At 70.1% G+C, this 21513-nt stretch carries 15 protein-coding genes; 9 read left to right on the forward strand and 6 right to left on the reverse strand.

All coding sequences use genetic code 11. The features are described 5' to 3' along the window. Positions 1–2 precede the first annotated feature (2 nt). Positions 3–1199: a DivIVA domain-containing protein gene (locus OHN19_RS32105; protein ID WP_330267546.1), complete on the forward strand. Its 1197-nt coding sequence runs from the start codon at positions 3–5 to the stop codon at positions 1197–1199. A 155-nt stretch (positions 1200–1354) separates the two neighbouring features. Here the strand turns inward: OHN19_RS32105 and ileS are convergent, their stop codons facing one another. Then, on the reverse strand, positions 1355–4492 hold the full coding sequence (gene ileS / locus OHN19_RS32110; protein ID WP_330267547.1) for an isoleucine--tRNA ligase: 3138 nt from the start codon (positions 4490–4492) through the stop codon (positions 1355–1357). A 587-nt stretch (positions 4493–5079) separates the two neighbouring features. On the opposite strand from ileS, the gene OHN19_RS32115 reads away from it, so the two are divergent. The 6 genes from OHN19_RS32115 (at position 5080) to OHN19_RS32140 (ending at position 11125) form a co-directional block, all read left to right on the forward strand. Next, complete coding sequence (locus OHN19_RS32115) at positions 5080–6399, forward strand: TraR/DksA family transcriptional regulator (RefSeq protein WP_330267548.1); 1320 nt, start codon at positions 5080–5082, stop codon at positions 6397–6399. A gap of 61 nt (positions 6400–6460) precedes the next feature. Then, positions 6461–7036: a signal peptidase II gene (lspA, locus tag OHN19_RS32120; protein WP_330267549.1), complete on the forward strand. Its 576-nt coding sequence runs from the start codon at positions 6461–6463 to the stop codon at positions 7034–7036. Between the two features lie 58 nt (positions 7037–7094). Next, a complete protein-coding gene (locus OHN19_RS32125; protein WP_123760144.1) occupies positions 7095–8039 on the forward strand; it encodes an RluA family pseudouridine synthase in 945 nt (314 codons plus the stop codon). Further along, the gene (locus OHN19_RS32130) at positions 8036–8506 is read left to right on the forward strand and encodes a GNAT family N-acetyltransferase (protein ID WP_330267550.1); all 471 of its coding nucleotides are present in this window, start codon (positions 8036–8038) and stop codon (positions 8504–8506) included. Before OHN19_RS32125 ends, OHN19_RS32130 begins: the two co-directional genes overlap by 4 nt. A 239-nt stretch (positions 8507–8745) precedes the next feature. Next, positions 8746–10320 carry a Na+/H+ antiporter gene (locus tag OHN19_RS32135; protein ID WP_330267551.1) on the forward strand — a complete coding sequence of 525 codons (1575 nt, stop codon included), beginning with the start codon at positions 8746–8748 and terminating at the stop codon, positions 10318–10320. Between the two features lie 64 nt (positions 10321–10384). Beyond that, entirely contained in the window at positions 10385–11125 is a 741-nt protein-coding gene (locus OHN19_RS32140; protein ID WP_330267552.1) for an SDR family oxidoreductase, read from the forward strand. Between the two features lie 93 nt (positions 11126–11218). On the opposite strand, the gene OHN19_RS32145 is transcribed toward OHN19_RS32140, so the two are convergent. Continuing rightward, the gene (locus OHN19_RS32145) at positions 11219–12337 is read right to left on the reverse strand and encodes a mechanosensitive ion channel family protein (protein WP_330267553.1); all 1119 of its coding nucleotides are present in this window, start codon (positions 12335–12337) and stop codon (positions 11219–11221) included. A gap of 127 nt (positions 12338–12464) precedes the next feature. On the opposite strand from OHN19_RS32145, the gene OHN19_RS32150 reads away from it, so the two are divergent. After that, positions 12465–13034 (forward strand): dienelactone hydrolase family protein, encoded by a 570-nt coding sequence (locus tag OHN19_RS32150; RefSeq protein WP_330267554.1) that lies wholly within the window; start codon positions 12465–12467, stop codon positions 13032–13034. On the opposite strand, the gene OHN19_RS32155 is transcribed toward OHN19_RS32150, so the two are convergent. The 4 genes from OHN19_RS32155 to OHN19_RS32170 form a co-directional block, all read right to left on the reverse strand. Next, on the reverse strand, positions 13031–14686 hold the full coding sequence (locus tag OHN19_RS32155; RefSeq protein WP_330267555.1) for an alkaline phosphatase D family protein: 1656 nt from the start codon (positions 14684–14686) through the stop codon (positions 13031–13033). The genes OHN19_RS32150 and OHN19_RS32155 overlap by 4 nt on opposite strands. Before the next feature lie 84 nt (positions 14687–14770). Then, complete coding sequence (locus OHN19_RS32160; protein ID WP_330267556.1) at positions 14771–15586, reverse strand: thioredoxin domain-containing protein; 816 nt, start codon at positions 15584–15586, stop codon at positions 14771–14773. A 71-nt stretch (positions 15587–15657) separates the two neighbouring features. After that, positions 15658–16350: a hypothetical protein gene (locus OHN19_RS32165; protein ID WP_330267557.1), complete on the reverse strand. Its 693-nt coding sequence runs from the start codon at positions 16348–16350 to the stop codon at positions 15658–15660. Positions 16351–16441: 91 nt separating this feature from the next. Then, positions 16442–17767, reverse strand: coding sequence for a DUF2252 domain-containing protein (locus OHN19_RS32170; RefSeq protein ID WP_330267558.1), 1326 nt, complete (start codon positions 17765–17767; stop codon positions 16442–16444). A 204-nt stretch (positions 17768–17971) separates the two neighbouring features. Here OHN19_RS32170 and dnaE point away from each other — a divergent pair, with 204 nt between their 5' ends. Then, entirely contained in the window at positions 17972–21511 is a 3540-nt protein-coding gene (dnaE, locus tag OHN19_RS32175; RefSeq protein ID WP_330267559.1) for a DNA polymerase III subunit alpha, read from the forward strand. Positions 21512–21513: the final 2 nt, after the last annotated feature.

A 21513-nucleotide genomic window follows, 5' to 3' on the forward strand; every position in this document is an offset into this window, starting at 1 on the left:
AGATGCCGTTGACCCCCGAGGACGTGCGGAACAAGCAGTTCACGACCGTCCGCCTCCGAGAAGGCTATGACGAGGACGAGGTCGATGCCTTCCTCGACGAGGTCGAAGCCGAACTGACGCGCCTGCTCCGCGAGAACGAGGACCTGCGCGCCAAACTGGCCGCGGCCACGCGCGCTGCTGCCCAGAACCAGCAGAACATGCGCAAGCCCCCGGAGCAGGACGGACCGCAGGGCGGCATGCAGCAGCAGGGTGGCATGCCCGGACAGGGGATGCCGCAGCAGGGCATGCGTGGACCCGGTCCCGGCGCCCCCGTACCGGCCGGCATATCTGGGCCGCCGCAGCAGCAGATGGGTGGCCCCATGGGTGGTCCGCCCCAGCTGCCGAGCGGTGCGCCGCAGTTGCCCGCCGGCCCCAGCGGCCAGGGCGGCCCGCAGGGTCCCGGACCGATGGGTCAGGGTCCGATGGGCCAGGGCCCCATGGGCCAGGGTCCGATGGGTCAGGGCACCATGGGCGGTCAGCCGCCCATGCAGCAGCAGATGGGTGGCCCGATGGGCGGCCCCATGGGCGGTCCGATGGGCGGCCCCGGTCAGGGCCCCGGTGGCGACAGCGCCGCCCGAGTCCTCTCGCTGGCCCAGCAGACCGCCGACCAGGCGATCGCCGAGGCCCGCTCCGAGGCCAACAAGATCGTGGGCGAGGCGCGTTCGCGTGCCGAGGGCCTCGAGCGTGACGCCCGTGCCAAGGCCGACGCCCTGGAGCGGGACGCGCAGGAGAAGCACCGCGTCGCGATGGGCTCGCTCGAGTCCGCTCGCGCCACGCTGGAGCGCAAGGTCGAGGACCTGCGCGGCTTCGAGCGCGAGTACCGCACGCGTCTGAAGTCGTACCTCGAGTCGCAGCTGCGTCAGCTGGAGACCCAGGCCGACGACTCGCTGGCTCCGCCGCGTACCCCGGCGACCGCGTCGCTTCCGCCGTCCCCGGCGCCTTCCATGGCTCCGGCCGGTGCGAGCGCCCCGTCGTACGGCGGCAACCCCGGTGGCATGGGCGGCGGTCCTTCGCCGGCCGCTCCGTCCTACGGCGGCCAGCAGCAGATGTCGCCCGCCATGACCCAGCCGATGGCGCCGGTACGGCCGCAGGGCCCCGGCCCGATGGGCCAGGCTCCGTCGCCGATGCGTGGCTTCCTCATCGACGAGGACGACAACTGACGGCCTCTTATACGCCTTAGGCGTCGGCAGCGTTCAGGGAGGGGCCCCGGATTTCGATCCGGGGCCCCTCCCTTTTACGCGTGTTGATCACCATGACGGTCAAGACGAAGGCCCGGCCTCCTCAAGGGGAGGCCGGGCCTTCGTGCCCCGGAGGCTTACGCCTTGCGCAGGCGGAACGTCAGGGACAGGCCCTCGTCGGTGAACGGCTCACCGTAGGAGCCGTCCGCCTCTCCCTGCGCGAAGTCCGTCGCCAGGACCTCGTCGGAGATCAGCCCCGCGTGCTCGGTGAGCGCCGCGATCACGGCCGGGTCGGTGGACGTCCAGCGCAGCGCGATCCGGTCGGCCACGTCGAGGCCGCTGTTCTTGCGGGCCTCCTGGATCAGGCGGATCGCGTCACGGGCGAGGCCCGCCTGGCGGAGCTCCTCGGTGATCTCCAGGTCCAGGGCGACCGTGGCACCAGAGTCGGACGCCACCGACCAGCCCTCGCGCGGGGTCTCCGTGATGATCACCTCGTCGGGAGCGAGCGTGATCGTCTCACCGTCGACCTCGACCGACGCCGTGCCCTCGCGCAGGGCGAGGGAGAGCGCGGCCGCGTCGGCGTTCGCGACGGCCTTGGCCACGTCCTGGACGCGCTTGCCGAACCGCTTGCCGAGAGCGCGGAAGTTGGCCTTGGCGGTGGTGTCGACCAGGCTGCCGCCGACCTCGGAGAGGGACGCGAGCGAGCTCACGTTCAGCTCCTCGGTGATCTGCGCGTGCAGTTCACGGTCGAGGGCGTCGAAACCGGTCGCCGCGATCAGAGCCCGGGACAGCGGCTGGCGGGTCTTGACACCCGACTCCGCGCGCGTGGCCCGGCCCAGCTCGACGAGCCGGCGCACCAGGACCATCTGCTTCGACAGCTCCGGGTCGATCGCGGAGAGGTCCGCCTCCGGCCAGGAGGTCAGGTGCACCGACTCCGGGGCGCCCGGGGTGACCGGCACGACCAGGTCCTGCCAGACCCGCTCGGTGATGAACGGGGTCAGCGGGGCCATCAGCTTGGTGACCGTCTCGACGACCTCGTGCAGGGTGCGCAGCGCGGCCTTGTCGCCGTGCCAGAAGCGACGCCGGGACCGTCGTACGTACCAGTTGGACAGGTCGTCGACGAACGCCGACAGGAGCTTGCCGGCCCGCTGGGTGTCGTAGGCCTCCAGGGACTGGGTCACCTGGTCGGTCAGGGCGTGCAGTTCGGACAGCAGCCAGCGGTCCAGGACCGGGCGGTCGGCCGGGGCCGGGTCGGCCGCGCTGGGCGCCCAGTTCGACGTACGGGCGTACAGGGCCTGGAAGGCGACCGTGTTCCAGTACGTCAGGAGCGTCTTGCGGACGACCTCCTGGATGGTGCCGTGGCCCACCCGGCGGGCCGCCCACGGGGAGCCGCCGGCCGCCATGAACCAGCGCACCGCGTCCGCACCGTGCCGGTCCATCAGCGGGATCGGCTCCAGGGTGTTGCCCAGGTGCTTGGACATCTTGCGGCCGTCCTCGGCGAGGATGTGGCCGAGGCAGACGACGTTTTCGTACGACGACTTGTCGAAGACCAGGGTGCCGACGGCCATCAGCGTGTAGAACCAGCCGCGCGTCTGGTCGATGGCCTCGGAGATGAACTGCGCCGGGTAGCGGGACTCGAACAGTTCCTTGTTCTTGTATGGGTAGCCCCACTGCGCGAACGGCATCGAACCCGAGTCGTACCAGGCGTCGATGACCTCCGGCACGCGCGTGGCCGTCTTTCCGCAGCCGCCCTGGGAGCAGGCGAAGGTGACCTCGTCGATGAACGGGCGGTGCGGGTCGAGGCCGGAGTGGTCCGTGCCGGACAGCTCGGTGAGCTCCGCGCGAGAGCCGACGACCGTGAGGTGGTCGTCCTCGCAGCGCCAGATCGGCAGCGGGGTGCCCCAGTAGCGGTTGCGGGACAGCGCCCAGTCGATGTTGTTGGTCAGCCAGTCGCCGTACCGGCCGTGCTTGACGGTGTCAGGGAACCAGTTGGTGTTCTCGTTCTCCTGGAGGAGGCGGTCCTTGATGGCCGTGGTGCGGATGTACCAGGACGGCTGCGCGTAGTAGAGGAGCGCGGTGTGGCAGCGCCAGCAGTGCGGGTAGCTGTGCTCGTACGGGATGTGCCGGAAGAGGAGGCCGCGCTGCTGGAGGTCCTCGGTGAGCTTTTCGTCCGCCTTCTTGAAGAAGACGCCGCCCACCAGGGGGACGTCCTCCTCGAAGGTGCCGTCCGGGCGGACCGGGTTCACGACGGGCAGGCCGTAGGCGCGGCAGACCTTGAGGTCGTCCTCACCGAAGGCGGGGGACTGGTGGACCAGGCCCGTACCGTCCTCGGTCGTCACGTACTCCGCGTTGACGACGAAATGTGCCGGTTCCGGGAACTCGACCAGCTCGAACGGACGTTGATAGGTCCAGCGCTCCATTTCGGCGCCGGTGAAGGACCGGCCGGTGGTCTCCCAGCCCTCGCCGAGCGCCTTCGCGAGCAGCGGCTCGGCGACGACGAGCTTCTCCTCGCCGTTGGTCGCGACGACGTAGGTGACCTCCGGGTGCGCGGCGACCGCCGTGTTGGACACCAGGGTCCAGGGGGTCGTCGTCCACACCAGGAGCGCTGCCTCGCCGGCGAGCGGACCGGAGGTGAGCGGGAAACGGACGTACACGGACGGGTCCACGACCGTCTCGTAGCCCTGCGCCAGCTCGTGGTCCGAGAGGCCGGTGCCGCAGCGGGGGCACCAGGGGGCGACGCGGTGGTCCTGGACCAGCAGGCCCTTCTCGAAGATCGTCTTCAGTGACCACCAGACCGACTCGATGTACTCGGGGTCCATCGTGCGGTAGGGGTCCTGGAGGTCGGTCCAGTAGCCCATGCGGGTCGTGAGCGCCTCGAAGGCGTCGGTGTGGCGGGTCACCGACTCGCGGCACTTGGCGTTGAACTCGGCGATGCCGTACTTCTCGATGTCCTGCTTGCCGGAGAAGCCGAGTTCCTTCTCCACCGCGAGCTCCACCGGCAGGCCGTGGCAGTCCCAGCCGGCCTTGCGGGCCACGTGGTAGCCGCGCATGGTGCGGAAGCGGGGGAAGACGTCCTTGAAGACGCGGGCCTCGATGTGGTGCGCGCCCGGCATGCCGTTGGCGGTGGGCGGGCCCTCGTAGAACACCCACTCGGGGCGGCCCTCGGACTGCTCCAGGGTCTTGGCGAAGATCTTCTGCTCGCGCCAGAAGTCGAGCACCGCGTGCTCGAGCGCGGGCAGGTCGACCTGGGCGGGCACCTGGCGGTACTGCGTCATCAGTCTTCCTCCGGCGGATGTGCTGCCTTCCGTCCGGAGGGACGAGAGCCTTGTTTCTACGCCGGTCTCGGCGCGCTCCCGCGGTACCACCCTCCTTGGCCCGCCGACACGGGGTGTGTGCCGGTGAGCCCCCTCATTGGGGTCGCGATGCCGGGTCTACGCCCCCTGCTGGGGGTTTCTTCCGGCGGCTCCGGGGTGATCTTCACGTCGCGCTCGCCCCCGGGCTTCCACCGTCCCCGGGTCGCTCTGGGCTGCGTACGCCGCTACTCGTCCCCATCCACGCTTTTCGCTCCGCCCAGTGTACGGCGCCCCGGGGACAGTGGCCGACCGGTTTTCCGGGGCCGGGTGGGGAGGCCGCCGTAGGGCGTGGAGTGACCCGAATGGAGCGGCACGGCTGTTCGCATTCCGGGACGGGCGGTCCGGCGGATTACCCGGCGGGGAGCTGGGCACAACGCTTGCATGCTTCCCGCCCCGCGCGCGGGGGGCGGGCGAATCGGGCGGCGTGCCCCGTTGCCGCGGGACTCAAGTCGATTTATCGTCCCAGCACGATTCGCGAGCAAGATCACAATATGTGAAGGGGCCGCGGCATGGTGGCGAAGAAGACCGCCGTACAGCAGTCGGCGTCGGGCCGGTCCACCGATGCCCGGGCCTCCGGCGGCGAGGCCAAAGGGGCGGGCGGGAAGAAGAGCGCGCGGGGGGCGTCCGCCGCGTCGCCCGCCAAGGGTGCGGTCAAGGCCGTGAAAGCGGTCGGAGCGGCGGCGAAGAGCGTTGCGAAGAAGGCCGCCGGCAAGAAGGCCACGGCGTCGGGGGCGGCACCTGGCGGACGGGGGGCCGCGGAGGAGGAGGGCTCGGCCGGGAGACCGGCGGCCGGGCCGCCGGTCGGCGGGACGGCGGAGAGCACCAGGGGCGTCGGGAAGGCCTCGGTCACGAAGCAGACCGCGACGGCGAAGACGGCGAAGACGGCGAAGAAGACGGCAGGCAAGAAGGCGGTCACGAAGGCAGCGGCCGGCGAGGAGGCCGCGGTCACCAAGAAGGCGGCCCAGAAGGCCCCGGTCACCAAGAAGGCGGCCCAGAAGGCCGGGGGCGCCGAGAAGTCCGCCGTCGCCAAGAAGGCCTCGGCCTCGAAGAAGAAGGCGGTCACGAAGAAGAGTGCGGCCAAGAGCGCGGCTGCCACGAAGAGCACGGCCAAGAGCGCGGCCGGAACCAAGGTCGCGGCCAAGAAGGCGGCTGCGACGAAGGCCGCGGGGAAGAAGACCGCCGTGAAGGACACCACGGTCGAGGAGACGGTCGCAGCGGAGGCCGGTGTCCCGCAGGGGGATGCCGGGCAGGGCACCTCCGGGAGGAGCGCCCCCACGAAGCGGGCGGGCAGGAAGAGCACGGCCAAGAAGGCGGGCGCGGCCGAGGCCGCGAAGAAGACGGGAGCCACGACGGTGGTTGCGAAGAAGACTCCTGGCACGGCCACGGCGGCCAAGGCCGCCGTACCCAACGCGCGTGTCACCGCGGTGGAGCCCGGCGAACTCGCGGTACGCCCCGGTGAGGACCCCTGGACGCCCGAGGAGGTCGAGGAGGCGCGCGCGGAGCTGACGGCCGAGGTGCTGCGGCTGCGCACCGAGATCACCACCTCCGAGGAGTCCCTGGTCGGGCTCATGCGGGACTCCGGCGACGGCGCGGGCGACGACCAGGCCGACACCGGCACGAAGAACATCACGCGGGAGAGCGAGATGGCCCTCGCGGCCAACGCGCGCGAGATGCTCACCCAGACCGAGCGCGCCCTCGGACGCCTCGACGCCGGCACCTACGGCCTGTGCGAGAACTGCGGCAATCCCATCGGAAAGGCACGCATGCAGGCCTTCCCGCGCGCGACCCTGTGCGTGGAGTGCAAGCAGAAGCAGGAACGCCGGTACTGAGGGTCCTTGTGGGCGTGTCGTACCCTCGTCCTCAGTCAGGTACCTAGGTCGAGGGACTCACGTGGCAGAGGCGGAGCGCATCATCGGTACGCCGGATACCCCAGAGGCGGCGGGGGCCGAGCCGGAGCAGGACCAGACGGCGCGGTCCCGGGGCAAGCGCCGTGTCGCCGTGCTGTTCACGGTCGCCGCTTTCGCGTATGCCCTGGACCTGATCAGCAAGATGATCGTGGTCGCCAAGCTGGAGCATCACGAGCCGATCGAGATCATCGGGGACTGGCTGAGGCTGGAGGCGATCCGCAACGCGGGCGCGGCCTTCGGCTTCGGCGAGGCCTTCACCGTGATCTTCACGGTGATCGCGGCCGCCGTGATCGTGGTCATCGCCCGGCTCGCCCGCAAGCTCTACAGCCTGCCCTGGGCGATCGCGCTCGGACTGCTGCTCGGCGGCGCCCTCGGCAACCTCACCGACCGGCTCTTCCGCTCGCCCGGCGTGTTCGAGGGCGCGGTCGTCGACTTCATCGCGCCCAAGCACTTCGCGGTCTTCAACCTCGCCGACTCGGCGATCGTGTGCGGCGGCATCCTGATCGTGCTGCTGTCCTTCAGGGGCCTGGACCCGGACGGGACCGTCCACAAGGACTGAGCCCGGGTTTTCCACAGGCTCGTTCGGGGCGGTGTCACCCGTCCGGCATACTCGACGGGTGAGCACCATTCCCGAGATCCGTACCCTGCCCGTGCCCGACGGACTGGAGGGCGAGCGCGTCGACGCCGCCATCTCCCGCATGTTCGGCTTCTCCCGGACCAAGGCGGCCGAGCTCGCCGCCTCGGGGAAGGTCACGGTCGACGGGTCGGTGGTCGGGAAGTCCGAGCGGGTGCACGGCGGGGCCTGGCTCGAGGTGGAGATGCCGCAGGCGCCCGCGCCGGTGCAGATCGTCGCCGAGCCCGTCGAGGGCATGGAGATCGTCCATGACGACGACGACGTGGTCGTGATCGTCAAGCCGGTCGGCGTGGCCGCGCACCCCTCGCCGGGCTGGACCGGCACCACTGTGATCGGCGGGCTCGCCGCCGCCGGGTACCGCATCTCGACCTCCGGGGCCGCCGAGCGCCAGGGCATCGTGCACCGGCTCGACGTGGGCACCTCGGGGCTGATGGTCGTGGCCAAGTCCGAGCGGGCGTACACCTCGCTCAAGCGCCAGTTCAAGGAGCGCACGGTCGACAAGCGGTACCACACGCTAGTCCAGGGCCACCCCGACCCGACCAGCGGCACCATCGACGCGCCGATCGGCCGGCACCCCAACCACGACTACAAGTGGGCGGTCACCGCGGAGGGCAAGCCGTCCGTGACGCACTACGACCTCATCGAGGCGTTCCGCGCGGCCTCGCTGCTCGACGTGAAGCTGGAGACCGGGCGCACCCACCAGATCCGCGTCCACATGGCGGCCCACCGGCATCCCTGTGTCGGCGACCTGACGTACGGCGCCGACCCGACCCTCGCCAAGCGGCTGCGGCTGACCCGGCAGTGGCTGCACGCCGTACGGCTGGGCTTCGAGCACCCCGGGGACGGGGAGTGGGTGGAGTTCGCGAGCGACTATCCCGAGGACCTCCAGCACGCTCTGGACCTGGTGCGCGAGGAGACCTACGGGTGAGCACGCGCGCGTACGTGGTGCGGGTCGCCGAGGACCCCGCCGACCAGGAGGCCTGCTTCGCGGTGCGCAAGGAGGTCTTCGTCGGTGAGCAGGGCGTGCCCGAGGACATCGAGTACGACGCCTACGACGCCGTAGCACTGCATGTGCTGGCCGTGCGGGAGGACGGGGTGCCGCTCGGGACCGGGCGGCTGCTGTTCGGCGAGGCGGCGGCCGGGAAGACCGGCGGCGATGAGTCGGTGGGGTCGCTCGGGCGGCTCGCGGTGACGCAGGCGGCGCGGGGGCTCGGGGTGGGGGCGGCGCTGGTGCGGGCCATCGAGGACGCGGCGCGGGGGCGTGGGCTGGCCGCGGTGGATCTGCATGCGCAGACTCATGCGCTGGGGTTCTACGAGCGGCTGGGGTACGTGGCGTACGGGCCGGAGTTTCCGGATGCGGGGATCGCGCATCGGGCCATGCGGCGGGTGCTCTGACGGTTCGGCGGGTTGCTGGATCGGGTCCGGCGGGTTCTGGATCGGACTCGGTCGGTGCCTGGGGCGGGGGTTCGGTCGGTTCGGCACCGCCGGGATGCGGCGACGGCCGGAAGGGGAGGCCGGTGCGCAGGCGAAGAGCGGTCGGTCGGTAGACGACTGGCGGCGGTCGGGGAGGTCATGGGGTTGAGCGGGCAGACTTAAGGGACCGTTGGTTTGTCGAGGTGCCCGGAGTTCTGACCGTGGATCAGTTGGCCCTGTTGTTCGTGTTGTTGCTGGGGGCTCTGATCAGCGTCCCGGTGGGGGACCGGTTCGGGTTGCCGGCGCCCGTGCTGATGACCCTGCTCGGGATCGTCCTCGCGGTGCTCGACTTCGTGCCGAATGTCGACATCCCGCCCGAGCTGATCCTGCCCATCCTGTTGCCGCCGCTGCTCTACGCCGCCGTCCGGCGCACCTCCTGGCGCCAGTTCGCGGCGAACAAACGGCCGATCTTCCTGCTCGCCGTCGCCCTCGTCTTCGTCACGACCCTGTGTGTGGCGGCGGTCGCCCACACCATCGTGCCGGGGCTGCCGATCGCCGCCGCCGTCGCGCTCGGCGCGCTCGTCGCACCGCCCGACCCGGTCGCCGCGACCGCCGTAGCGGGCCAACTCGGGCTGCCCCGCAGGCTGGTGTCCATCCTGGAGGGCGAGGGCCTCTTCAACGACGTGACGGCGATCGTGCTGTACCACGTGGCCGTCGCCGCCGCGGTGAGCGGCTCCTTCACCCCGGGCGAGGCCGCCCTCGAGCTGGTGCTCTCCGCCGTGGTGGCCGTCGCCGTGGGGCTCGTGCTCGGCTGGGGCGCGAACAAGCTGATGGACCTGCTGGGCGACGCGACCCTCCAGATCGGGCTCACGGTCCTCGTGCCGTACGCCTCCTACGTCCTCGCCGAGGAGCTGCACGGCTCCGGTGTGCTCGCCGTGCTGACCACCGCGTTGTTCCTCGCCGAGTACGGCACCGACGCGGACGACGTGATGACCCGGCTCGCCGGCCACACCTTCTGGGACATCGTCGACACGCTCGTCACCGGGGTGGCCTTCGGGCTCATCGGGCTGGAGCTGCACAACGCGATCAGGACCGCCTCCGGACGCTGGGGCGAGATGCTCGGCTGGGCCGGGGTGATCGTGGCCGTGGTCGTGTTCGTACGGCTCGCGTGGCTGCTGCCGGCCACCTGGCTCACCAAACGCATGCACGCCAAGCGGGACTACGACGAGGAGATCCCGGTCGGTTGGCGGGAGACCGTCATCATGTGGTGGTCCGGGATGCGGGGTGTGGCATCCGTCGCGCTGGCCCTGGCCATCCCGCTGGAGACCGAGTCCGGGGCCGGGTTTCCCGACCGGGACGAGATCATCTTCATCGCGTTCGGGGTGATCATGGCGACCCTGGTGCTCCAGGGGCTGACCCTGCCATGGCTGGTGAAGCGGCTGGGGGTGACGGCCGACTCCGAGCGGGAGAAGGAGTTCGAGAAGTCACTGGCGGTACGGGCGGCGAAGGCCGCCAAGCAGCGGCTCAAGGAGATCGAGAGCGCCGAGGAGCTGCCGGAGGAGCTGTCGGAGCAGATGCAGCGGCGGGCGTTCGAGATCGGTGTGCGGATCTACCCGGAGATGGGGGACGAGGAGCGGCGCGAGGCCCGGCGGCGGCTCAAGCGGATGCGGCGGATCCAGGGCGAGATGCTGAGCGCGGCGCGGCACGAGGTGCTGGCGGCGCGGAGCGAGCCGGGGGCCGATCCCGAGGTCGTGGACCGGGTGTTGCGGCATCTGGACGTGCGCAGTCTGCGGTGACCGCGATGCGAAGATCAGGTAAATCGGGGTGAGCCGACCGGCGGTGGGTTCGTAGGGTCGACGTATGGCTCGCAATGTGGTGATCAGTGGTGGCGGAACGGGGATCGGACGCGCGGCGGCGCAGGTGTTCGCCGCGGAGGGGGACCGCGTGCTGCTGCTCGGGCGGCGCGCCGAGGTGCTGGAGAAGGCGGGCGTGCCGGGGGCGTCGACGTACGCCGCCGATCTCGCCGACGTCGACGCGGTGCGCGGGGTCGTCGGGTTCGTGGAGCGGGAACTCGGGACCGTGGACGTGCTGATCCACAGTGCCGGGGGGACCGGGCAGCTCGAACCGGCCGTGGAGGGCGGCGACGCGCTTGATGCCGTCGCGCACAACTGGACCGTGAACTTCCGGCTCAATCTGCTGACCGCGGCGCTGCTCACGGAGGGGCTGAAGGAGCGGCTCGCCTCGCCGGGAGGGCGGGTGCTGTTCGTCAGCTCCATCGCCGCGTACCGGGGGTCCGGGAGTGGGGCGTACGGGGCGGCGAAGGCGGGGCTGCACCCGTACGCGCATGATCTGGCGCGGGAGTTGGGGCCTCGGGGGATCACGGCGAACGTGGTGGCGCCGGGGTATGTCGAGGACACGGAGTTCTTCGGGGCGGCCATTGATCCCGCTCGGCGGGAGCGGCTTGTCGGTGACACGGTTACCGGGCGGGCCGGGACGCCGGGGGACATCGCGGCCACGCTGCATTGGCTGGCGTCAGTTGGGGCGGGGCATGTGACTTCTCAGGTTGTGCAGGTCAATGGTGGGGCCGAGAGGGGGCACTGATCGGTCGGTGGGCGGGTTCGGGCTCGTCGTGGCTGGTCGCGCAGTTCCCCGCGCCCCTAGGTAGATCCCCGCACCCGGCGCCATGAGGAACCGTCAGCCTCGCCCGGTTCGCGGAGGCTCGTGGGCGCGGCGGGACGACTCGCCGTCCCTCTCGTTGCCGTTGAGTCGTCGGAACCCCGGGGCCAGCGTCGCGTCCGCCGTGTTGACCCTCGGCAGCGCGTACGGGTGGTGGTCGGTCAGCCAGCGGATCATCTGTTCGCGGACCGTGACCCGGACCGTCCAGATGTCGTCGGCGTCCTTGGCGGTCACCAGGGCGCGCACCTGCATGGTGTTCGGGGTGGTGTCGGTGACGGCCAGGCCGTAGTCGCGGCCGTCCCAGGCCGGGCACTCGCGCAGGATGTCCCGCAGCCGCTCGCGCATCAGCTCCACCGGGGCGGTGTGGTCGACGTGCCAGTAGACGATGCCGGTCATCTGCGGGGTGCCCCGGGACCAGTTCTCGAACGGCTTCGACGTGAAGTACGACACCGGCATGGTGATCCGGCGCTCGTCCCAGGTGCGGACCGTCAGGAAGGTCAGCGTGATCTCCTCGACGGTGCCCCACTCGCCGTCCACCACCACGGTGTCGCCTATGCGCACCATGTCGCCGAAGGCGATCTGGAGCCCGGCGAACATGTTGCTGAGCGTGGACTGGGCCGCCACACCGGCGACGATGCCGAGGATTCCGGCCGAGGCCAGCAGTGAGGCGCCGGCCGCGCGCATCGCGGGGAACGTCAGCAGCATCGCGGCCACCGCCACCACGCCCACCGTCGCGGCGACCACCCGCATGATCAGGGTGACCTGGGTGCGCACCCGGCGGACCCGGGCGGCGTCGTGGTGGGCACGCGCGTAACGGGTGTACGTCGTCTCCACGACGGCGGCGGCGATCCGGATCACCAGCCAGGCGGTCGCCCCGATGAGGATCAGGGTCAGCGTCTGCCCGATGCCGGCGTTGTGTTGTCGCAGCGGCCGCACCTGGTCGTACGACCCTCTCAGCATGGCCGCGCAGAGCACGAGCATGTAGGGGATGCGGCCACGGCGCAGCAGACCCCACAACGGGGTCTCGCTGTGCCGGTCGTCGGCCTTGCGCAGCAGTCGGTCGGTGGCCCAGCCGATCAGCAGGGTGAGCAGCACGGAGCCGCCGACCACGATCAGTGGGCGGAGTACGTTCTCCATGCCCCGAACCTAACCGGCCCTGCGGGGGCATGAACATGTGACTTCTGCCGCGAAGTGGGTAGGGACCCGGACCCGCTCGCCGCCCGTGAGAAACGGCACTGTCGGTCCCGGCTGGCACCATGGCCTCATGAACATCATGCTCTTTCACTCGACCTACGGCCTCAGGCCCGCCGTCCGCCAGGCCGCCGACCGGCTGCGGGAGGCGGGGCACGAGGTGTGGACGCCGGACCTCTTCGAGGGGCGCACGTTCGACACGGTCGAGGAGGGCATGGCCTTCAACGAGGAGATCGGCAAGGACGAACTGCTCAAGCGGGCCGTCCTGGCGGCCGCGCCCTACTCCGAGCGCGGCCTCGTCTACGCCGGGTTCTCGCTCGGCGCCTCGGTCGCCCAGACCCTCGCCCTCGGCGACGAGCGGGCCCGCGGCCTGCTGCTCCTGCACGGCACCTCGGACATCGCGGCGAACGCGACCGCGGACGGACTGCCGGTCCAGCTGCACGTGGCCGAGCCGGACCCCTTCGAGACCGACGACTGGCTGAGCGCCTGGTACCTCCAGATGGGCCGCACCGGCGCCGACGTCGAGGTCTACCGATACGCCGGGGCCGGTCACCTCTACACCGACCCCGACCTGCCGGACTACGACGAGGAGGCCGCCGAGGCCACCTGGCGGGTGGCCCTCGGCTTCCTCGACACGCTCTAGACCGGTGTGTAGGTCCGCTCGACCTTCTGCGTGCCGGTCCGCGTGCGGTACGAACGCGCCCAGGTGGAGGTCGCGTTCTGCTTCGTCTTGTCGGACAGCACGTAGTAGTCCATCTGCGCCCGCTCGGCGGTGATGTCCAGGACGCCGTAGCCATGGCGGTCGGTGTCGACCCAGTGGACGTGCCGGTTGGCGAGCTGGATGACCGGCGCGGCGAGCGCGGTGACCGTGCCCTCGGGGACCTTCAGGATGTCGTCGAGGTTGTCCGAGGTCACCGAGGTGACGACGAACTCCGTGGCGGCCGAGGCCGACAGCGGGTAGGTGCCCGCGTCCACCGGCACGTCGTTGGCCCACGCCATGTGGATGTCACCGGTCAGGAAGACGGTGTTGCGGATGGCGTTGGAGCGCAGGTGGGCCAGCAGCTCGCGGCGGTCGTCGGTGTAGCCGTCCCACTGGTCGGGGTTGAGGCCGAGGCCCTCCTTCGGCAGACCGAGCAGTTCCGCGAGCGGCCTCAGCAGGTCGGCGGTCAGCGAGCCGATCGCGAACGGCGAGATCATCACGGAGTTGCCGACCAGCCGCCAGGTCGTGTCCGAGGACTTCAACCCGGCCTTGAGCCAGTCGAGTTGGGCGCGCCCGGTGATCGTACGGTTCGGGTCGTCGACCGAGCCGCTGCCGACGCCGGCCTGCTGGGAGCGGAAGGACCGCAGGTCGAGCAGGGAGAGGTCGGCGAGCTTGCCGAAGCGCAGCCGGCGGTAGGTGGTGCCGGCGGTCGCCGTGCGCACCGGCATCCACTCGAAGTAGGCCTGCTTGGCGGCGGCCTGACGGGCCGACCAGGCGCCCTCCGTGCCCTCGGTGTGGTTCTCGGCGCCGCCCGACCAGGCGTCGTTGGCGAACTCGTGGTCGTCCCAGATCGCCACGACCGGGGCGACCGCGTGCAGGGCCTGGAGGTCCGGGTCCGTCTTGTACTTGCCGTGCCGGATCCGGTAGTCGGCCAGGGTGAGGATCTCGTGGGTCGGCGCGTGCTGCCGTACGACGGTGTCGCGGGTGCCGTACTCGCCGGTGCCGTACTCGTAGATGTAGTCGCCCAGGTGCAGCCAGGCGTCCAGGTCGCCGCGGGCCGCGAGATGGCGGTACGACGAGAACCAGCCGGCCTCCCAGTTGGCGCACGAGACCACGCCGAAGCGGAGGTTGGTGACGGCGGCGTCCGCCGCCGGCGCGGTGCGGGTGCGCGCCGCCGGGGAGTCGGTGCCGCCGGCCGAGAAGCGGAACCAGTAGTCGGTCGCGGGCGCGAGGCCGCGCACGTCCGCCTTGACGGTGTGGTCGGAGGCGGCGGTCGCGGTGACGGAACCCTTGGCGACGACGGTCGTGAAGGCCTTGTCCTTCGCCACCGTCCAGGCGACCTCGACGTCCGGACCGAGCCCGGAGCCGGGTGTCGCCTCCTCGGTCGGGGTCACCCGGGTCCACAGCAGGATGCCGTCCGGGAGCGGGTCGCCGGACGCGACGCCGTGCAGGAAGGCGGGGGCCTCGGCGGCACCGGCCGGCCATGCGGCGGCCAGCGGGGCGGCCAGGACAGCGGTCGCCGCCGCGGCCTTGACGACCGTACGGCGGCGTGGGGACAGGGAGTTGCTGTCGGCTGTTCTCTGTCTACTAGTCACGGCCGATCAGGTTACTGATCGGTATGAACGAGAGCGGGCGAACTCGTGAAAGTCCGCCCGCTTTTTGACTGAAGAGTGCCGCGGTCAGCCCTTCAGGGCCGCCTCGAGCGCGGTGTTGAAGTCGGCGACCGTCATCGGCGCGCTCTTGCCGTCGGGACCGGTCAGGGTCTTGCCGTCCATCTTCAGGGTCGGGGTGCCGGTCACGCCGTCCTTGTTGAACTTGTCGGACATGTCCAGGGCCCACTTGTCGTAGGTGCCGTTCTTCACGGCGTCCTGGAAGGTCTTGTTGTCCTTCAGCTCCGGGACGGTCTGCGCGATCTTGATGAGGTAGGAGTCGTCCTTGAACTTGTCCGGGCCGCTCTCCTCGGGGTGCCACTTCGTCGAGTACATCGCGGCCTTGTACTCGAGGAACGCCTCGGGGCTGACGTTCAGCGCCGCGCCGAGGGCGCTGAGGCCGTTCTTGGAGCCCTCGCCGCCGAGGTTGCCGTCCAGGAAGCTGGCACCGACGAACTGGATCTTGAACTTGCCCTCGTCGAAGTCCTTCTTGACCGTCGGGCCGACGGTCTGCTCGAACTGCGCGCAGATCGGGCAGCGCGGGTCCTCGTACATGACCAGGGTCTTCTTGGCGGTGCTCTTGCCCATCACGACCGTGGTGCCGTCGGTGCCCGTGGAGTTGGCCGGCTTGACGAGCTTGTCGTTCTTGGCCTCTTCCCAGTAACTGGGCTTGTTGCCCTGGACGACCGCGTAGCTGATGCCGCCGGCTATCGCCAGGACGCCGACTATGGAGCCGATGACGATGAGCTGACGCTTCATCTTGTCGCGCTTGGCCTGGCGCTCGCGCTCCTGGCGCAGCCGCTCGCGGGCGGCGGTCTTCGCGGCCTGGCTGTTCCGCTTGCTCATGGTGGTGTTCTCCGTAAAGGGGGACGCGCGCACATCGTGTGCGGGGGTACGTGAAGGGGGACTGGTGGTGCTCAGGCGGAGGCGACCGAGCACGGCGGTCCACGCCGTCCCAGGGAGTGCGCGAGGATCTCGTCGAGCACGACGGCCGTACGGCGGCCGGGGCGCACCGGGCGGCCCGGCTCCGGCGCCGGGCGCACGGTCAGCGCGGCCGCCGCGAGGAGCAGCGGCCGGAAGGTGGTGGCGGCCACGGCCCGCAGCAGCTGGGCCAGGGCCCGCTCGCCGCGGCGCAGCCAGGCGGCCGCGAGGAGGCCCACCGAGACATGGGCGGCGAGCAGCAGCCAGGCGGTCTGCGGATCGGCGTGGGCGAGCAGGCCGCCGAGCCGGTCGGTGTCGGTCCCGGTCATCCGGGCCAGCGGCGAGCCGACGCTGGTGCCGTCGCCGCAGAACACGTCCCAGCCGACCGTGCGCAGCGGGCCCGCGACCGGGCCGCCCGCGGCGCCGTAACAGACGTGCTGGCCGGTGGTGAAGACGGTGTCGGCGGCCAGTTCCAGCGGGATCAGTACGGCGGCGATCCGCCCGAAGCCGCGCTCGCGCCCTGCCAGCGCGTAGGCGAGCGCGAACACGGCGACTGCGACGGCCGCCACCGTGTTCAGCGGCAGGGGAGCCCGGGACAGCAGCACGTGCGACGCGGTGCTGAGCGTCACGACGAGTGCCGTGAACAGCGCCGCGCGGAGCGCTCGTAGCTGGGTCCCGGATATGTCCATAGCGTGGAGAGTGTGTCACGCGGGCCTGTAAGGGACCCCTAAAGAGTCCCTGTGCGCGGCCCTATCGTTATCGACAGCGGTGCGAGCCTGGTCACAGGCCGGGGATGCGGCCGTTGCGGAACAGGTCCACGAAGGTCTGGTGGTCGGCACGCGCGCGTGCGCCGTAGCTGTGCGCGAAGTCGACCAGGAGCTCCGCGAAGCCCTCCTCGTCGGCCGCGATCGCCGCGTCGATGGCCCGCTCGGTGGAGAAGGGCACCAGGGACTCGCCGGACTGGTCGTCGGCCGCCCCGTGCATGGTCGCGGTCGCCCGGCCGAGGTCGGCGACGACCGCCGCGATCTCCTCCGGGTCGTCGATGTCGCTCCAGTCCAGATCCACGGCGTACGGCGAGATCTCGGCGACCAGCTGGCCCGCGCCGCCCAGCTCGGTCCAGCCCAGCCACGGGTCGGCGTGCTGCTGGAGGGCGCGCTGGGAGATCACCGTGCGGTGGCCCTCGTGCTGGAAGTAGTCGCGGATCTCCGGGTCGGTGATGTGCCGTGAGACGGCCGGGGTCTGGGCCTGCTTGATGTAGATGACGACGTCGTTCTCCAGGGCGTCGGTGTGGCCCTCCAGGAGGATGTTGTACGACGGCAGCCCGGCCGAGCCGATGCCGATGCCCCGGCGGCCCACGACGTCCTTGACGCGGTAGGAGTCCGGGCGGTCAAGGGAGGCCTCCGGCAGGGTCTCCAGATAGCCGTCGAAGGCGGCCAGCACCTTGTAGCGGGTGGCCGCGTCCAGCTCGATCGAGCCGCCGCCCCCGGCGAACCGGCGCTCGAAGTCACGGATCTCGGTCATCGACTCCAGGAGCCCGAAACGGGTGAGCGCGCGGGCCTCGCGCAGCGCGCCCAGCAGCGGGCCCTCGGCGGTGTCCAGCGTGAACGGCGGCACCTCGTCGCTCTTGGCGCCGGTGGCCAGGGCGTGGATCCGCTCCCGGTACGCGGCCGCGTACACCCGCACCAGCTCGCTGATCTGGTCGTCGCCGAGCGCCTTCGCGTACCCGATCAGCGCGACGGAGGCCGCGAAGCGCTTCAGGTCCCAGGTGAAGGGGCCGACGTAGGCCTCGTCGAAGTCGTTGACGTTGAAGATCAGCCGGCCGTTGGCGTCCATGTACGTGCCGAAGTTCTCCGCATGCAGGTCGCCGTGGATCCACACGCGCGAGGTGCGCTCGTCCAGGTACGGGCCGCCCCGCTTCTCCTCGTCGAGGTCGTGGTAGAAGAGGCACGCCGTGCCCCGGTAGAACGCGAACGCCGAGGCCGCCATCTTGCGGAACTTGACGCGGAACGCGGCCGGGTCGGCGGCCAGGAGCTCGCCGAAGGCGGTGTCGAAGACGGCGAGGATCTCCTCGCCGCGGTGCTCGTCGTTGAGCTGCGGTACCGACATCGCGGGGTGCCTCCTGGTGCATGTGTACGACAGCGTTTCTGTCGTCCTGTCCAACGGGCGGGCCCGGGTGAAAGTGCCCGCGACCCTCGTTGTGAAGGTACGCGGGGCGACCCCTTGAGTGTCAGTGCCGAGGCATAGACTTCGACGCTGTCCCCGGATCTGTCCGCCCGCCCGTCGCCGAGTGTTTTCCATGGAGGCCACGCCGTGTCAAAGCCGCCGTTCACGCACCTGCACGTCCACACCCAGTACTCCCTGCTGGACGGTGCCGCGCGGCTCAAGGACATGTTCAACGCGTGCAACGAGATGGGCATGACCCACATCGCCATGTCCGACCACGGCAACCTGCACGGGGCCTACGACTTCTTCCACTCCGCGAAGAAGGCCGGGGTCACCCCGATCATCGGGATCGAGGCGTACGTCGCCCCCGAGTCCCGGCGGAACAAGCGCAAGATCCAGTGGGGCCAGCCGCACCAGAAGCGGGACGACGTCTCCGGTTCGGGTGGTTACACCCACAAGACGATGTGGGCCGTGAACTCCACCGGCCTGCACAACCTCTTCCGGCTCTCCTCGGACGCCTACGCCGAAGGCTGGCTGCAGAAGTGGCCCCGGATGGACAAGGAGACCATCTCCCAGTGGTCCGAGGGGATCGTCGCCTCCACCGGCTGCCCCTCCGGCGAGCTCCAGACCCGGCTGCGGCTCGGTCAGTACGACGAGGCCCTGAAGGCCGCCGCCGACTACCAGGACATCTTCGGCAAGGACCGCTACTTCCTGGAGCTGATGGACCACGGCATCGAGATCGAGCACCGGGTCCGCGACGGCCTCCTGGAGATCGGCAAGAAGCTCGGCATCCCCCCGCTGGTCACCAACGACTCGCACTACACGTACGCGCACGAGGCGACCGCCCACGACGCCCTGCTGTGCATCCAGACCGGCAAGAACCTCTCCGACCCGGACCGCTTCAAGTTCGACGGCACCGGCTACTACCTGAAGTCCACGGAGGAGATGTACGCCATCGACTCCTCGGACGCCTGGCAGGAGGGCTGCGCCAACACCCTCCTGATCGCCGAGATGGTCGACACCACCGGCATGTTCGAGGCCAAGAACCTCATGCCGAAGTTCGACATCCCCGACGGCTACACCGAGGTCACCTGGTTCAAGGAGGAGGTCCGCCGGGGCATGGAGCGCCGCTTCCCCGGCGGCATCCCCGAGGACCGCCAGAAGCAGGCCGACTACGAGATGGACGTCATCATCTCGATGGGCTTCCCCGGCTACTTCCTCGTGGTCGCCGACTTCATCATGTGGGCCAAGAACAACGGCATCGCGGTCGGCCCCGGCCGAGGCTCCGCGGCCGGCTCGATCGTCGCCTACGCCATGGGCATCACCGACCTCGACCCGATCCCGCACGGCCTGATCTTCGAGCGGTTCCTGAACCCCGAGCGCATCTCGATGCCCGATGTCGACATCGACTTCGACGAGCGCAGGCGCGTCGAGGTGATCCGGTACGTGACCGAGAAGTACGGCGCCGACAAGGTCGCCATGATCGGCACCTACGGCAAGATCAAGGCCAAGAACGCGATCAAGGACTCCGCGCGCGTGCTGGGTTACCCGTACGCGATGGGCGACCGCATCACCAAGGCGATGCCCGCCGACGTCCTCGGCAAGGGCATCGACCTCAACGGCATCACCGATCCCTCGCACCCCCGCTACTCGGAGGCGGGCGAGGTCCGCGGGATGTACGAGAACGAACCGGACGTGAAGAAGGTCATCGACACCGCCAAGGGCGTCGAGGGCCTGGTCCGGCAGATGGGCGTGCACGCCGCCGGCGTGATCATGTCCAGCGAGACCATCACCGAGCACGTGCCCGTCTGGGTCCGGCACACCGACGGCGTGACCATCACGCAGTGGGACTACCCGAGCTGCGAGTCGCTCGGCCTGCTGAAGATGGACTTCCTCGGCCTGCGCAACCTGACGATCATGGACGACGCCGTCAAGATGGTGAAGTCCAACAAGGGCATCGACCTGGAGCTGCTGAGCCTCCCGCTGGACGACCCCAAGACCTTCGAACTCCTTCAGCGAGGCGAGACCCTCGGCGTCTTCCAGTTCGACGGCGGCCCCATGCGCTCCCTGCTGCGCCTGATGAAGCCCGACAACTTCGAGGACATCTCCGCCGTCTCCGCGCTCTACCGTCCCGGCCCGATGGGCATGGACTCGCACACCAACTACGCGCTGCGCAAGAACAAGCTCCAGGAGATCACCCCGATCCACCCCGAGCTGGAGGAGCCGCTCCGCGAGGTCCTGGACGTCACCTACGGCCTGATCGTCTACCAGGAGCAGGTGCAGAAGGCCGCCCAGATCATCGCCGGGTACTCGCTCGGCGAGGCCGACATCCTGCGCCGCGTGATGGGCAAGAAGAAGCCCGACGAACTGGCCAAGAACTTCACCATCTTCCAGGCCGGCGCCCAGAAGAACGGCTACAGCGACGAGGCCATCCAGGCTTTGTGGGACGTGCTTGTCCCCTTCGCCGGCTACGCGTTCAACAAGGCGCACTCCGCCGCGTACGGACTGGTGTCGTACTGGACCGCCTACCTCAAGGCCAACTACCCGGCCGAGTACATGGCCGCCCTGCTGACGTCCGTGAAGGACGACAAGGACAAGTCGGCCGTCTACCTCAACGAGTGCCGCCGCATGGGCATCAAGGTGCTCCCGCCGAACGTCAACGAGTCGGTGCACAACTTCGCGGCCCAGGGCGACGACGTGATCCTCTTCGGTCTGGAGGCGGTGCGCAACGTCGGCTCCAACGTGGTGGAGTCGATCATCAAGAGCCGCAAGGCCAAGGGGAAGTACGCCTCCTTCCCCGACTACCTCGACAAGGTCGAGGCGGTCGCCTGCAACAAGCGCACCACCGAGTCGCTGATCAAGGCGGGCGCCTTCGACACCCTCGGGCACACCCGCAAGGGCCTGACCGCGCAGTACGAACCGATGATCGACAACGTGGTCGCGGTCAAGCGCAAGGAGGCCGAGGGCCAGTTCGACCTCTTCGGCGGGATGGGTGAGGAGGAGAGCAACGAGCCCGGCTTCGGACTCGACGTGCAGTTCACCGACGACGAGTGGGACAAGACCTATCTGCTCGCCCAGGAGCGGGAGATGCTCGGTCTGTACGTCTCCGACCATCCGCTCTTCGGCCTGGAGCACGTGCTGTCCGACAAGGCCGACGCGGGCATCGCCCAGCTGACGGGCGGCGAGCACGCCGACGGCGCCGTGGTGACGATCGGCGGCATCATCTCGGGCCTCCAGCGCAAGATGACCAAGCAGGGCAACGCCTGGGCGATCGCCACCGTCGAGGACCTCGCCGGTTCCATCGAGTGCATGTTCTTCCCGGCGACCTACCAGCTGGTGTCGACCCAACTCGTCGAGGACGCCGTGGTGTTCGTCAAGGGCCGCCTCGACAAGCGCGAGGACGTGCCCCGCCTGGTCGCCATGGAGCTCCAGGTCCCGGACCTGTCCAACGCGGGGACCAACGCGCCGGTGATCCTCACCATCCCCGCGCTGAAGGTCACCCCGCCGATGGTCAGCAGGCTCGGTGAGATCCTCAGCCACCACAAGGGCGAGAGCGAGGTCCGCATCAAGTTGCAGGGCCCGAGCAAGACGACGGTCCTGCGGCTGGACCGGCACCGGGTGAAGCCGGATCCGGCGCTCTTCGGCGACCTGAAGGTGCTGCTCGGACCGTCCTGCCTGGCGGGCTGAGC

This window comes from Streptomyces griseorubiginosus (assembly GCF_036345115.1).
Lineage (GTDB): Bacteria > Actinomycetota > Actinomycetes > Streptomycetales > Streptomycetaceae > Streptomyces > Streptomyces griseorubiginosus_C.

What these genes read in the sequence shown, in the direction of transcription:
- OHN19_RS32105 (WP_330267546.1), top strand. Translation starts at nt 3, where the DNA reads ATGCCGTTGACCCCCGAGGACGTGCGGAACAAGCAGTTCACGACCGTC.
- ileS (WP_330267547.1), bottom strand. Translation starts at nt 4,492, where the DNA reads ATGACGCAGTACCGCCAGGTGCCCGCCCAGGTCGACCTGCCCGCGCTC.
- OHN19_RS32115 (WP_330267548.1), top strand. Translation starts at nt 5,080, where the DNA reads ATGGTGGCGAAGAAGACCGCCGTACAGCAGTCGGCGTCGGGCCGGTCC.
- OHN19_RS32140 (WP_330267552.1), top strand. Translation starts at nt 10,385, where the DNA reads ATGGCTCGCAATGTGGTGATCAGTGGTGGCGGAACGGGGATCGGACGC.
- OHN19_RS32145 (WP_330267553.1), bottom strand. Translation starts at nt 12,337, where the DNA reads ATGGAGAACGTACTCCGCCCACTGATCGTGGTCGGCGGCTCCGTGCTG.
- OHN19_RS32150 (WP_330267554.1), top strand. Translation starts at nt 12,465, where the DNA reads ATGAACATCATGCTCTTTCACTCGACCTACGGCCTCAGGCCCGCCGTC.
- OHN19_RS32160 (WP_330267556.1), bottom strand. Translation starts at nt 15,586, where the DNA reads ATGAGCAAGCGGAACAGCCAGGCCGCGAAGACCGCCGCCCGCGAGCGG.
- OHN19_RS32165 (WP_330267557.1), bottom strand. Translation starts at nt 16,350, where the DNA reads ATGGACATATCCGGGACCCAGCTACGAGCGCTCCGCGCGGCGCTGTTC.
- OHN19_RS32170 (WP_330267558.1), bottom strand. Translation starts at nt 17,767, where the DNA reads ATGTCGGTACCGCAGCTCAACGACGAGCACCGCGGCGAGGAGATCCTC.